Here is a 12,718-nt window from a genome sequence, read left to right as displayed (position 1 = left end):
GGCAGCCTCGCATCCTCCTCGCGTCAGCGCCAACGAGTTCGGATGTGATTCCTCTCGGGGTAGCTGACCTGGGTAGATATTCATTGGCAGGGTGGAAGGCGGCGGCTTGCTTCTACCGTTGCGGGGTGGAGGTGGGACGCCATGGTGTCTTTGCCGAAGGAGCTTGAGGCGCGGGAGGCCGCGGCTCGGCAGCGAGTAGAGGAACTCCAAACCGAGGCGGCGGAGTTGGCCCTCCGGCTGGAGAAGGCGCGGGAGGATCTGTCGCGTCTTGAGATCACGCGGGAGACCGTCGCGCAGGTGCTGGCGGAGCTGTCGGCCTCGGACACCGAGCCGGACGTTGCGGCGGGGGATGTTCAGGGACCGCACGAGACGTCGGCGCCTCATGGCGTCGGGGTGATGATGGTGCCGCCGTGGCGGGAGGGTCTGGTCGTGGCGGTGTTGCCGGATGTCTACCGGGACATCGTAGAGATCATCGCTGACGCGCCGGGACCGGTGCAGGCCAAGCAGATCATGCCGCGGATCGGTCTGCCGACGACGACCAGGAAGATCGAGGGGACCCGGGGAAAGTTGAAGCGGCTGGTGGAGCGGGGTTGGCTGGACGAGGGCGCGCCGGGACAGTTCACCCTCGCCCGACAGGGCCCGGGGCGGGACCGCGTCAACTCCCAGTGACCAAGGGGCTCTTCTCCGTAGATTCGTAGGTGCCAACCAAAACGAATCACTCTCGAAGAAGAGCCCCGATGGAACCGTATGACGCCTTGGGTGAACCTGATCCGTACTTTGCCTCCCGCGATGCCTTCGAACGCCTCATCTCGACGCTGGCCGACGGCCCGGCAGCGGACATGCCTCATGACGAACTGGAAGCCCAGCTCGAACAGTTGGGGCGTGAACTGCTGCGGCAGCTGATGCAGGACCACCTCGATCGGCGAGCCAGGAAGGAGGAGGACACAGCGCGAGCGGAAGGAGAACGGCCGGTGGTACTGGGGCCGGAAGGACAGCCTCGGACCTGGCGGGAGAGGGATCACCGACGCCTGCTGACCTGCATGTTCGGGCCGGTGCGAGTGACCCGGATCGCCTATCGCGGCCGCGGCGTTGCCAACGTGCACCCGGCGGACGCGGCACTGTCGCTGCCCGCCGGCCGGCACTCACGCGGGCTGGCCCGGCTCGCGATCCTGGGAGCGGTCCGCAGTTCGTTCGACCAGGCCGCCGCCGCGATCGAGGAGAGGTGCGGGAAGGTACTGGGCAAGCGCCGCCTCAAAGAACTGGTGGTCGCCGCCGCCGTCGACATCGCCGCCTACTACGCGGTGAAGATCCCCACCCTACGCGGTGAAGATCCCCACCCCGTGCACCCGCGAGATGCCGCTGATCATCCAGATCGACGGGAAGGGCGTGGTGATGCGGCCCGAGGCCCTGCGCGAGGCCACCCGCCAGGACACGGCCAAGAGTGCGGCGGCCGGGCGGCGCGGCCGCCTGGCCCCGGGCGAGATACCCAACCGCAAGTCCCGGGCGCTGACACGGCGGTCCTACCCTGGCAGCAGCCTCACTCTGCAACCAAGACGCCCGGACCGGTCTCACCACAAGTCCTGCTCTGGGGTCAACCCCCGAAGCAGTTCGAGCGTTGACCACTTAGCCAGAATCAAGCCGGTGAGGCGCCAACGCACCGTAGCGGTGCACCACACATGCTCACCGATGCGATAGGCGCTCACGTCGCTGACTAGTCCCCGGTGGATCTTAGGCCCGTGCAACCAGCCTGTGGCGAGCATCCGCGCACCGGGCATTTCGCTACCGTCCGTGTTGGCGGACGGCCAGAGCGAGCAAGCGAAGCGAGGAACGCCGGGTTCCCAGTACCGGGTTGCGTCGAACGTCCACTTGGCCGCTGCCTCCGCGGAGATGGCGGCCGCCGCCTCGGGGCTTCCCAGGCGATCCAGTACCGCAGCCTCGTCCAACTCGGTGGGCTGAGTGAACTGGGCGACGACCGGGTCCAGGGAGGTGTAGTGCTTGAACCGCTCCTCCAGACCTTGAAGGTCTGTGCTCATCGGCGCCTTGTATGAGGAGCCGTCCCCGAAGTCGTTCGTGTTCTTGCTGACGAAGTACACAGTCTCATCCGGGTTCTGACGCGCGTACTCGACAGCGGTCAGCCAGATCGCGGCGTCACGGGAACCGGTCTTCACCGGGTGTTTAACGTCCTTTACCGCGACCCGCTTGCAGGGCGCGAGAACGTTCGCCTCCCGGAATGCAGCCTCTTGCAGCGCCCACGCGCTCGGCGGCAGCACCTCCACGATGGCGCCGAGAGCATCTCGCCAGTGCTGGCGCACCTTTTCCGGCTCATAGTCCGGTAGACGCGTGGATATGTGCCAAGGTGTGTTCTTGCGCAGCTCCTTGACGGCCTCGTATGCGGCGTCGTACTTCTCCTGATGCCTCAGCGCCGTGCTGAGGCGGCAGACCTTGCTCAACTGCCCCTGAAAGGCCCGGACTTAAGGTGACTTGTTCTGCGGGGCGGTCGGGAATAGACCGCACTCTACGATCCGGACGATCCAGTTCATCTTGGTGATGTATGACCTTTCGGTGGGTAACACGATCATCTGCGTAGTTTGCTAGTGCTCTGACCGCATAGGTTGGCCGGTTTGGTGATCGTGGCGGTTGGATGGGGGGTGACGTCCGTTCCGACCGCTGGAGGTGCGGTGGCCGAGCCTGTCCGTGTGCGCAGACTGACCGACCAGGAAGGGCAGAAACTGCAGCAGATCGTGCGCCGGGGCAGCACCAACTCGGTGCGCTACCGGCGCGCGATGATGCTGCTGGCCTCGGCCGGCGGGAACCGGGTGCCCGTGATCGCCCAGCTGGTGCAGGCCGACGAGGACACCGTCCGGGACGTGATCCACCGCTTCAACGAGATCGGCCTGGCCTGTCTGGACCCTCGGTGGGCGGGAGGCCGTCCCCGCCAGCTCAGCCCTGACGACGAGGACTTCGTCATCCAGACGGCCATCACCCGCCCGACCAAACTCGGCCAGCCCTTCACCCGCTGGTCCCTGCGCAAGCTCGTCGCCTACCTGCGCAAAGTCCACGGCCACGTGATCCGGATCGGCCGCGAGGCGTTACGCTGCCTGCTCGCCCGCCGCGGCGTGACCTTCCAGCGCACCAAGACGTGGAAGGAATCCCCGGACCCCGACCGCGAGGCGAAGCTGGACCGGATCGAGGAGGTCCTGGACCGTTTCCCCGACCGGGTCTTCGCCTTCGACGAGTTCGGCCCGCTCGGGATCCGTCCCACCGCGGGCTCGGGCTGGGCCGAGCAGAATCGTCCCGACCGGCTGCCCGCCACCTACCACCGCACTCACGGCGTGCGGTACTTCCACGGCTGCTACTCGGTCGGCGACGACACCCTGTGGGGCGTCAACCGCCGCAAAAAGGGCGCCGCCAACACGCTGGCCGCGCTGAAGTCGATCCGTGCCGCCCGGCCCGACGGCGCCCCGATCTACGTGATCCTGGACAACCTGTCCGCCCACAAAGGCGCCGACATCCGTCGCTGGGCGGGGAAGAACAAGGTCGAACTGTGCTTCACCCCGACCTATGCATCCTGGGCGAATCCGATCGAAGCCCACTTCGGACCGCTGCGGCAGTTCACCATCGCCAACTCCAACCACTCCAACCACACCGTCCAGACACGGGCCCTGCACGCCTACCTGCGCTGGCGCAACGCCAACGCCCGCCACCATGACGTCCTGGCCGCCGAACGCAAGGAACGCGCCCGCATCCGCAGCGAGAAAGGCATCCGCTGGGGCGGACGTCCCCTCAAGACCGCAGCGTGAGCGCACTTCCTACCCAGTGCGCAGCTCCTCGTGAAAGGCTGGGAGCATGATGGGTGGACCGTCTGAGAACCCAGAACTCTGGGCATTCCTAGAGTCACTGCACCGCGGCGAGTTCCTTTCCGGCACCGTCACAGCGATCGAACGGTTCGGTGTGTTCGTGGCGCTGGACGACGGACCCGACCATCCGGTCTTCCCCGGCGTCGGGTTCATCTCCTTCGCTGAACTGTCCTGGCGACGCTTCGAGGCAGCCACCGACGTCGTGCAGGTCGGGCAGCGCGTCTCATGCGAGTTTCTCCAGTTCGACACATGGAACCTGGAGGCCAGACTGTCCTTGAAAGCCACACAGCCGGACCCCTTTCAGGTATTCGCCGACACCATCGCGGTGGGGCAGAAACTGCCTGGCCAGGTCACCAAGCTGATCCCGTTCGGCGTCTTCGTCCAGGTCGCCGACGGGATCGAGGGACTGGTTCACCTGCGCGAGCTCGCCTGGACACCGGTGGAGACTCCAGCAGATGTCGTCCAGGTCGGCGACGAGATCACGGTGGTCGTCACCGAGATCGACCGAGGGCGACGCAGGCTATCCCTCTCCCGACGACAAAGCTCATCCGCCGGCGTGTGACGCGCAGCGTTCCTGCGACGGTTCCCTTGCCCGAGTGCTCCTGAACATCTGCTCAGCCAAAGGAAGACACACGCCCCAGGCCGGTGAACCTTTGCGGTCACAGCACTAGCAAGCCCTTTCGATGGCGATTGTTCGCGCTGTGGGGGACCCGCTGTGCGGAACCGCCGGATGCCGGAGGTGACCAGGTCGCCGCCCTTCAGCCGGGACTGGTCGCCGGCCATGACGACGGCACTGACTGCATTCCCGTCGCTGACGGGCGAGGGGGTGCTGTCGCGATCTGGTGGTGAAGGCCCAGGGGTTGAGTTCGGCGAGCCGACAGACACGCTGCCTCAGATCTGCGGTGCCGCCCGAGCGCAGGTTGGCCTCGGCCATTCACGGCCTGCTTCGTGTGCCGGGCCGCAGACACCGTTCATGCTCAGGCCCTGGGTGCTATGAGTGAAGAGACGGCGTCAGTGGCGCAGCCGTGACGCTAGTCAGGAGCGCTTTCCAGCCAGCTGCGCTCCTCGTCGGCGTCAGAATTCCGTGAAGGCTCAAGATCACAGCTATCGTGCCGGAGTTGCTTCTGTTACGGATGGAGATGTCAGGGGCACTACCAGTAAGTAGCCTAGAGTGCTTGCTGAGGAACTGACTGTACGGCGGGGGATCCGCAGGCAACTGCCGCTGCACTGGAGGCGGCTGCCGGGGCAATGGCGGCGTCCGGTATCGGACCGGTTACGGCTGCCGGTGTCGGCATGGCCCAGGCGTTGCGCGTCGAGGGTGAGACGCTCACGATCTTCAAGAAGCGGGTGGATGCCCTCCTGACTCAGCTGGACAAGTCGAAGGCTGCGCCGCACAGGATCGCGGACGGTGCCCTGCCAGCCGGGCGGCTGGGCAACTTCGACGAGGCTGATGCGCTGCACGCCGCCTACACGCGGGTGCACTCCCAGTTGGAGAAGCTGTCCAAGATGCTGGCGCTGCAGATCGAGGGGCTGGTTGTCACGGTCGACGCGTCGAAGGCCGGCTACCACAGCCTCGACGAAGACATCCGCGACCGTCTGAGCCGGATCCGGGTCGAGGCCGACAAGCTACTCGGTGACCAGGCGGGGCACGGGGTGAAGGAACGTACCAGCAGCGCCTCTTCGGGGGTGCCTGGCCGTGACCAGCAGGCGTCCGGGTCCTCGGACGCGGATGCGGGGAGTCTGTGATGCCCGTGTCGGCGATGGAGAGCATCGCGGTGTTCGCGGCGGAAAAGGCGGGGTGGCTCCATGTCTGATCTGGCCAGCCGGGCGTGGCAGTCGATCCGGCAGTCCCGGTTCCTGGTCCAGGACCCCGAACAGCTGTGGTCCATGGTCGAGGCCGCGGACGGAGCCACAGCCTCAGACCTTGGCGATCTGCTGACCCAGGCCGCGAAGACGATCAACGAGATCGGTACCGATCTGCGGCACCACAGCCTAGCGGTCGAGTGGGAGGGCGAGGGCGGCGAGGCGTTCCGAAAGTGGATCTACCAGGCCGCCCAGACCACCTTGAGCCTGGGCGATTACAGCGGGAACGCGGGCAAGTGGCTGAGCCATGCGGCGGACACACTGCACGAGGTCAAGCCCCAGCTGGAGATCCTGCGGAAGCAGAGTGTCACCGCACGGTCGGTGCTCGACGCGCACGCGGCCAAGGCGACCGATGTCGGCAATCATGACGGCGGCCCATCGGACGCCGAGATGAAGACAGCCAAGACCTCGTACGCCAACGACAGTGCCGAGGCGGGCGGCTTGATGATGAAGCTCGCCCAGTCGTACACCGCCTCGACGGAGCGGATCAATGCACTGGAGGCGCCGAAGTTTCCGGAGCTGCCGGGGCAGTTCGTGCCGGAATCGCTCAATGGAGGAACGCACATCACTGCCCCGTCCTCCGACGGCGTGGTAAGCCGGGAACCGATATCACGGGCGCAGTCGCCCCACCACGCGGCTGTCCTCGGCGCGAGGTCAAGCGAGACCGACCCGGTGCCGCTGGGTGTCTCGCGTCACCACGCGACGAGTGAGCCGGTACTGCCACATGCGACGCCTGAGCGTCGTGCAGACCCTACGAACACGGCGATCGACAGCGTGGGCACCCTCCCATCCATTCCAACTGCTCCTTCCACCCCTGCGGTTCCCCACTCGGGGGGCAGCGCTCCAGACATCAGGACGCCGTCGCCAACTGGTCTGCTGCTGCCTGCGTTCGGGGGAGGGGCGACGCTTCCACGGGGTCCTGGAGGGCGCGGAGGAGCTTCCCCATATGGTGGCCGGAGTTCAGTGCCCACGCCGTCAGGGCCCAGCACGTCCGGAAGCCCACGCGCATCGATCCCGGGGCGTGGGCTACTCGGCCCCGCTGGCCCTGGGGGCCAGCCTGCGCCTGGGCGTGGATCGTCCAGTGCTGCCCCGGTTCGGGGCGCCAACGGCATCACTGGTGGCCGTCCCGTCTCTCCGACTGCAGGACGGCCCACTGGTGCGATCCCACGCGGCAACGTCATCGGCGGCACCCCGAGCCAACAGCAGACTCCCATGGGCCGTCGCGGCAGCACCGGGGGCACGAGCCCGGGTGCCACGCAAGCCCGTGGCGGAGGCCGTATGGCCGCCCCCGAGGGCGGAACGCAGCGTGCAGGGCTGCCAGCTGGCTTTGTAGGTGAGTCCTGGGATCAGGCACAAATTCCGTGAGGAGGATCAACGGGGTTCGGTCTCGGTGACGTGGCGTCATCTGGGACCGTGGTGCGGTGTGATGAGCTCGTCGGTGATCTGTTTCCGCACCTCAGCGCGTTACTGCTGGAGCGTGTGTTCTTCGAGTGCGGAGTGATTCGCCTGATGGCGAGAACTCGGGTGGCTGAGGTCGCCTGCCCCGGATGTGCGGTGATGTCCAAGCGGGTGCACAGTACGTATGGAAGATGCCTTGCCGACACGCCGGTTGGAGATCGACCGGTGCTGATCGAGTTGACCGTGCGGCGTCTGTACTGCGAGAACGTTCGTTGTTCGCGGCGTACGTTTGCCGAGCAGGTCGAGGGGCTGACCGTTCGCTATGGCCGTCGTACGCCTGCCGCCCGGCGAGTTCTGGAGGCTGTCGCCGTCGCGCTCGCCGGCCGGGCCGGGAGCCGTCTCGCTGCTGTTCTGCACGCTCGGGTGAGCCGGACGACACTATTACGGATGGTGATGGCCCTACCCGATCCGGCCTGGACCGTTCCGAAGGTGCTGGGCGTCGACGACTTCGCCACCCGCCGCGGACAGCATTACGGCACTGTGTTCATCGACTGCGAGACCGGTCAGCCTCTGGACCTGTTGCCCGGCCGTGATGCTGCGACCCTGGCCAACTGGCTGCGGGAACATCCCGGTTCCGAGATCATCTGCCGTGATCGCGCCGGTTCTTACGCCGAGGGCGCCCGCACCGGTGCCCCGAACGCGATCCAGGTCGCTGACCGTTTCCACCTCTGGCAGAACCTCGGCACGGCCGTCGAACGGAGCGTGCGCCGCCACAACAACTGCCTGAAGTCGGCTGCCGTCAGTGACGAGGGCCTGACGAACGACGCCGTTGCCGATCATGCGGACGCCGAGAAGGAAATGTCGCCCATCGAGGCACGCTTCCGCGAACGCCATGCGACCGTCCACGCCCTGTTAGCACAGGGACACGGCATCCGCGAGATCGCCCGGGAACTGCACATGGGCGGCAACACCGTGCGTCGCACCGCCCGCGCCGAGACCCCCGAACAACTGTTGACCGGACGGCGCCAGCCCCGGCCCAGCCAACTCGATCCCTACAAAGCTCACCTGGACAAACGCTGGGCAGAAGGATCCACCAACGCAATCGATCTGCACACCGAGCTCCAGGACCTCGGCTACCGCGGCAGCTACCAGACGATCAGCGACTATCTGCGACCGCGGCGGCGGCTACGGATCCGCGTTGTCGCCCCAGCACCTCCGGGCGTCCGTCAGGTCACCGGCTGGATGATGCGGCACCCCGAGCACCTGGGCGACAAAGAACGGCACCAGTTCACCGCAGTCCTCGCCAAGTGCCCCGAACTCACCGCCCTACATGGGCACGTCCGCACCTTCGCCGAGATCCTCACAACACGCTCCGGCCAGCACCTCAAAGACTGGATCACCGCCACCCGCACCGAGAACCTGCCCGGCCTGCACACGTTCACCCGTGGTCTGGAGAAGGACTGGGACGCTGTAGTTCAGGGCCTGACCACCTGCTGGAACTCCGGTCCAGTGGAAGGCCGTGTCAACCACATCAAGATGATCAAACGCCAGATGTTCGGACGAGCCAAGCTCCCCCTGCTCCGCAAACGTGTCCTCCTGACGGCAGCAGGAAACAAGGGGACACCGCAGCCGTAGTGTCAGACCGGTGCGTCATGCTCACCGGCATGAACGAAGACGCCTTCTGGCAGCTCATCGAAGAGTGCAGGCCCACGGGACCGGACCCTGACGCCGAACGGCTTGCAGCTGAATTGACCGACCGCCTCGCCCAGTCCCCGCTGTTCGTGGTCACCGGCTTCGCCGAACAGCTGTCATGGACGCTCTACCGTCTGGACCGCAAGGAACACGGAGAGGGAATGTCCAGCGACGCCTTCCTCTACACACGCTGCGCGGTCGTCGCCGCCGGCCGCACCGCGTTCGAAAGCGTCATCCGAGACCCTGCGGACTTTGTCCCGTACGCCACCGACCACAGCTGGGCCGAGAGCCTGCTCTACACACCGGACCATGCATACGAACGCATCACCGGCGAAAAATGGGATCGCAACACCCGCTACTCCTATGAGTCGTACTCGAACACCGCGGGATGGGCTGACTGAACGCCGTCGCTCACGTCTGGCGACGAAGTCGAACCCGTTGATCCTCCTCACGGAATTTGTGCCTGATCCGAGTCCTGACTCCAGCAGTAGGTGGGTTCTGACGCCAGTGGAGCGGGGCGAGATTGGGTGTCGGTGAGATTTGACTCCACCGAGGGCCTTGCGGTGGGAGGATGCGAAGCGCATCAGGTACCCCTGGGTGGCCCAAGTGCCCGTTTCGAAGGTCGAGTTATACGCGGCGATCCGCCATGACGCTCGGGTCGAAGGGCTGTCCAGCAGGGCGTTGTCGGCCAAGTACGGGGTTGGCCGCAGGACGGTCGCGATGGCTCTGGAGTCGGTCTGGCCAACACCGCGCAAGCAGCTCCCCGCCCGGGGCTCGCGCCTGGACGCGTTCAAGGCGACGATCGACCAGATCCTGCGCGACGACCTGGATGCGCCGCGCAAGCAGCGGCATACCGTCAAGCGGGTCTTCGATCGGCTGATCGAGGAGCACGACGCCCAGGGCGTGACGTACTCGATGGTCCGCGCCTACATCTTCCAGCGCCGCCCGGAGATCCGCATCGAGGAGGGCCGCGGGCCGCCTCAGGCGTTCGTGCCGCAGACCCACCGCCCCGGTGACGAGGCGGAGGTCGACTTCGGTGACGTGTGGATCCACCTGCAGGGCGTGCCCACGAAGGTGTTCCTGTTCTCGCTGCGGCTCTCGTTCAGCGGTAAAGCCGTCCACAAGATCTTCGCCTCGTGCGGGCAGGAAGCCTTCCTGGAAGGCCACGTCCACGCCCTTGAGGTGCTCGGGGGCGTGCCGCGCGGCAAGGTCCGCTATGACAATCTGCGCGCCGCGGTGAGCAAGGTTCTGGGCCGCACCCGCGGGCGGGTGGAGAGTGACCGCTGGACGGCGTTCCGGTCGCACTTTTCGATCAACAGTTTCTACTGCAATCCGGGCATCGAGGGCGCCCATGAGAAGGGCGGCGTCGAGGGCCAGATCGGCTGGTTCCGCAGGAACCACCTGGTCCCCGTCCCGAAGGTCGAGTCGCTGGCCGAGCTGAACGCGATGGTGGAGCGCTGGGACCGGGAGGACGACGCGCGCCGGATCCTGCAGAGGGCACTGACGATCGGTGAGATGTTCGCGGTCGAGCGCCCGCTGCTGGTCCCGCTGCCCGAGGAGGAGTTCGAGACCGGACTGGTCTCCTCGCTGCGGGTGGACAGATACGCGCAGGTCAGCGTGCGCACCAACCACTACTCGGTGCCGGTGCGGCTGATCGGGCGGATGGTGCGGGTCGTGCTGCACGCCTCCGAGCTGGTGGTCTACGACGCGCACAAGGAAGTCGCCCGGCACGAGCGGCTGATCGCCAAGGGCGGCTCTCGCCTGGAACTGGACCACTACCTGGAAGCACTGGTCCGCAAGCCAGGTGCGCTGCCCGGGGCCACCGCCCTGGACCAGGCCCGGTCGGCGGGCAAGTTCACCCCGGTCCACGACGCCTGGTGGCAGGCGGCCTGCAAGGCCCACGGCGACGCGGAGGGCACCCGCGCGCTGATCTCCGTGCTGCTGCTGCACCGGCACATGGTCCACGAGCACGTGGTCGCCGGGATCGCGACCGCGCTGCGGGCCGGCGCCATGACCGCCGACGCGGTCGCGCTGGAGGCGCGCAAATGGGGCGACGCCGACCAGCCCACCGAGGCCGCCGAGCAGGAGCGGCCGCATCGGCGGATGGACGGCGGGGCGACAGTGACCTCGCTGACCGAGCGGCGCCTGGCCGTCCTGCCGCCCGACCCCAGGCCGCTGCCGTCGGTGGCCGCCTACGACCAGCTGCTGCGATTCCGCCGGCGTCCCGCCGACGGCCCGGCATGACAGGAAGAGGCACCATGACCGCCAAGCGCAACCGCGGACTGACCGAGCAGGCCGCCGACACCGCCGTCGACGCCTCGTGCCGGATGCTCCGGCTGCCGACCATCCGCACCCAGTATCCCGAGCTGGCCGAAGCCGCGCTTCGCGACCAGATGACCTACCGCGGATTCCTCGCCGAGCTGCTGCTGTCGGAGTGCGATGACCGGGCCCGGCGGCGTTCCGAGCGCCGGATCAAGGCGGCTGGCTTTCCGCGCGACAAGTCGTTGCGGCAGTTCGATTTCGAGGCCAACCCTGCCATCGACCCGGCCACGATCAACACGCTGGCGAAGTGCGAGTGGGTCAAGAAGGGTCTGCCGCTGTGCTTGATCGGCGACAGCGGGACCGGTAAGTCGCACCTGCTCATCGCACTGGGCACCGAGGCGGCGATGCACGAGTACCGGGTCAAGTACGTGCTGGCGACCAAGCTCGTCAACGAGCTGGTGGAGGCCGCGGACGAGAAGATGCTGGCCAAGACCATCGCCCGCTACGGCCGTGTCGATCTCCTTTGTATCGATGAACTTGGATATATGGAGCTTGATCGTCGGGGAGCGGAGCTGCTGTTCCAGGTTTTGACGGAGCGTGAGGAAAAGAACTCCGTGGCGATCGCTTCGAACGAATCGTTCGGAGGGTGGACGAAGACCTTCACCGACCCCCGGCTCTGCGCGGCGATCGTGGACCGGCTCACCTTCGGCGGCAACATCATCGAGACCGGCACCGACTCCTACCGCCTCCAGCAGACCCGGGCCCGCGCCGAACAGCAGGCGGAGCGCCTAGCCGCCGGCTGAAAGCGGTCATGCGTGGCATTCCGACTACTGGCAGATCGTGCAGGAGATCAGGGCGGCGAAGGCCTCGTTGGCCGCCGACGGGCCGAAAAGGCGGGTCCGTGCCACCGCTCCCGGGCTGAACAGGACGTAATGCGTCGCCAGGTAGGAGAGGTCGCCCCAGGGCTCACGGGTATGGGCCCGGCCGAGGACCTGCTGGCAACTGGTGCATGCGATCCAGGGGACCACGAGTTGCTCGGCCAGCTCCCTTTGGCTACCGATCACCGGCCCTGGCACGGGAACGGCATCAGCGGGAGCGATCACCCGCACATCGCCATCGCCGTCTGCATGACGACGGCACTGAATGATCTTCGGTTCGAGTGCCTCTCGCTGACCCCAGACCTCCGCGGTCACCGCCAACTGGGCGCGCGACCGATCGCTGATCGGCGTCTCCCGTCTCAGCAAGCTCGCGACGAGGATGTCGAGTCCAGCCTCCTGCTCGCCGATTGCCCAGCAGTCCATGACCTCTTGGGCATCCACCGGCGGCAGAAGGTCAGCCAGTTGCTGCCACCCACCTGCGTCATCCGTCACAAGATCAGGCTATCCACCCTCCGTCCGCGTTCCGCGCGGCAGGCGCAGTTGCGCTTCCGAGGGCACACCGACCTACGGCACAGCCAGAACCAACAGCTCCGCCTCGGGGCCCCACCAGGTGGAGTCAGATCTCACCTACCAAACTGACCTCCCCAGCCGCTGGGTGGAGTCAGAACAGCCCTATAGATGGAGTCGATCGACACCGACGAAGCCAGCCAGCCCGCGCTGACGGGATCGCTGGTGGCCGGCCGAAGCCTTCCCAAGCACGCGGAAGGA

At 66.7% G+C, this 12,718-nt stretch carries 11 protein-coding genes and 1 pseudogene; 9 read left to right on the top strand and 3 right to left on the bottom strand.

Annotated elements, in window-relative coordinates; translation table 11 throughout:
• The first annotated feature begins 141 nt into the window (after positions 1-141).
• Both SMIR_RS02980 and SMIR_RS02975 read left to right on the top strand, forming a co-directional pair.
• The gene (locus tag SMIR_RS02980; protein ID WP_212726438.1) at positions 142-669 is read left to right on the top strand and encodes a hypothetical protein; all 528 of its coding nucleotides are present in this window, start codon (positions 142-144) and stop codon (positions 667-669) included.
• A 68-nt stretch (positions 670-737) separates the two neighbouring features.
• Positions 738-1,560: pseudogene (locus SMIR_RS02975) on the top strand (ISKra4 family transposase); the annotation flags it as partial.
• An 8-nt stretch (positions 1,561-1,568) separates the two neighbouring features.
• On the opposite strand, the gene SMIR_RS02970 reads toward SMIR_RS02975, so the two are convergent.
• Positions 1,569-2,450 carry a PIN domain-containing protein gene (locus SMIR_RS02970; protein ID WP_212726437.1) on the bottom strand — a complete coding sequence of 294 codons (882 nt, stop codon included), beginning with the start codon at positions 2,448-2,450 and terminating at the stop codon, positions 1,569-1,571.
• A gap of 228 nt (positions 2,451-2,678) precedes the next feature.
• On the opposite strand from SMIR_RS02970, the gene SMIR_RS02965 reads away from it, so the two are divergent.
• The 3 genes from SMIR_RS02965 (at position 2,679) to SMIR_RS02955 (ending at position 5,603) form a co-directional block, all read left to right on the top strand.
• The gene (locus SMIR_RS02965) at positions 2,679-3,800 is read left to right on the top strand and encodes an IS630 family transposase (RefSeq protein WP_349636889.1); all 1,122 of its coding nucleotides are present in this window, start codon (positions 2,679-2,681) and stop codon (positions 3,798-3,800) included.
• 46 nt (positions 3,801-3,846) lie between these two features.
• Entirely contained in the window at positions 3,847-4,419 is a 573-nt protein-coding gene (locus SMIR_RS02960; RefSeq protein WP_212726435.1) for a S1 RNA-binding domain-containing protein, read from the top strand.
• A gap of 686 nt (positions 4,420-5,105) precedes the next feature.
• On the top strand, positions 5,106-5,603 hold the full coding sequence (locus SMIR_RS02955; protein ID WP_212726434.1) for a DUF2563 family protein: 498 nt from the start codon (positions 5,106-5,108) through the stop codon (positions 5,601-5,603).
• 479 nt (positions 5,604-6,082) lie between these two features.
• Here SMIR_RS02955 and SMIR_RS02950 read toward each other — a convergent pair whose 3' ends face one another.
• Positions 6,083-6,271: a hypothetical protein gene (locus SMIR_RS02950; protein WP_212726433.1), complete on the bottom strand. Its 189-nt coding sequence runs from the start codon at positions 6,269-6,271 to the stop codon at positions 6,083-6,085.
• 862 nt (positions 6,272-7,133) lie between these two features.
• On the opposite strand from SMIR_RS02950, the gene SMIR_RS02945 reads away from it, so the two are divergent.
• The 4 genes from SMIR_RS02945 (at position 7,134) to istB (ending at position 11,875) form a co-directional block, all read left to right on the top strand.
• Positions 7,134-8,753 carry an ISL3 family transposase gene (locus SMIR_RS02945; protein WP_211119125.1) on the top strand — a complete coding sequence of 540 codons (1,620 nt, stop codon included), beginning with the start codon at positions 7,134-7,136 and terminating at the stop codon, positions 8,751-8,753.
• Positions 8,754-8,782: 29 nt separating this feature from the next.
• On the top strand, positions 8,783-9,211 hold the full coding sequence (locus SMIR_RS02940; RefSeq protein ID WP_168501690.1) for a DUF4240 domain-containing protein: 429 nt from the start codon (positions 8,783-8,785) through the stop codon (positions 9,209-9,211).
• Positions 9,212-9,416: 205 nt separating this feature from the next.
• A complete protein-coding gene (istA, locus tag SMIR_RS02935) occupies positions 9,417-11,054 on the top strand; it encodes an IS21 family transposase (protein ID WP_212726432.1) in 1,638 nt (545 codons plus the stop codon).
• 14 nt (positions 11,055-11,068) lie between these two features.
• On the top strand, positions 11,069-11,875 hold the full coding sequence (gene istB, locus SMIR_RS02930; protein WP_283959543.1) for an IS21-like element helper ATPase IstB: 807 nt from the start codon (positions 11,069-11,071) through the stop codon (positions 11,873-11,875).
• A gap of 24 nt (positions 11,876-11,899) precedes the next feature.
• On the opposite strand, the gene SMIR_RS02925 is transcribed toward istB, so the two are convergent.
• Complete coding sequence (locus tag SMIR_RS02925) at positions 11,900-12,442, bottom strand: hypothetical protein (RefSeq protein ID WP_212726430.1); 543 nt, start codon at positions 12,440-12,442, stop codon at positions 11,900-11,902.
• Positions 12,443-12,718: the final 276 nt, after the last annotated feature.

Origin of the sequence: Streptomyces mirabilis (assembly GCF_018310535.1) — a bacterium.
In the GTDB taxonomy this organism is placed as follows: Bacteria; Actinomycetota; Actinomycetes; order Streptomycetales; family Streptomycetaceae; genus Streptomyces.
The sequence above is the reverse complement of the archived record's forward strand: the minus strand, read 5'-3'. Positions and strand labels throughout refer to the sequence as shown.

Excerpts from the sequence above, each read along its gene's own strand:
- SMIR_RS02940 (WP_168501690.1), top strand. The coding sequence starts at position 8,783 with ATGAACGAAGACGCCTTCTGGCAGCTCATCGAAGAGTGCAGGCCCACG.
- istB (WP_283959543.1), top strand. The coding sequence starts at position 11,069 with ATGACCGCCAAGCGCAACCGCGGACTGACCGAGCAGGCCGCCGACACC.
- SMIR_RS02955 (WP_212726434.1), top strand. The coding sequence starts at position 5,106 with ATGGCGGCGTCCGGTATCGGACCGGTTACGGCTGCCGGTGTCGGCATG.
- SMIR_RS02960 (WP_212726435.1), top strand. The coding sequence starts at position 3,847 with ATGATGGGTGGACCGTCTGAGAACCCAGAACTCTGGGCATTCCTAGAG.
- SMIR_RS02980 (WP_212726438.1), top strand. The coding sequence starts at position 142 with ATGGTGTCTTTGCCGAAGGAGCTTGAGGCGCGGGAGGCCGCGGCTCGG.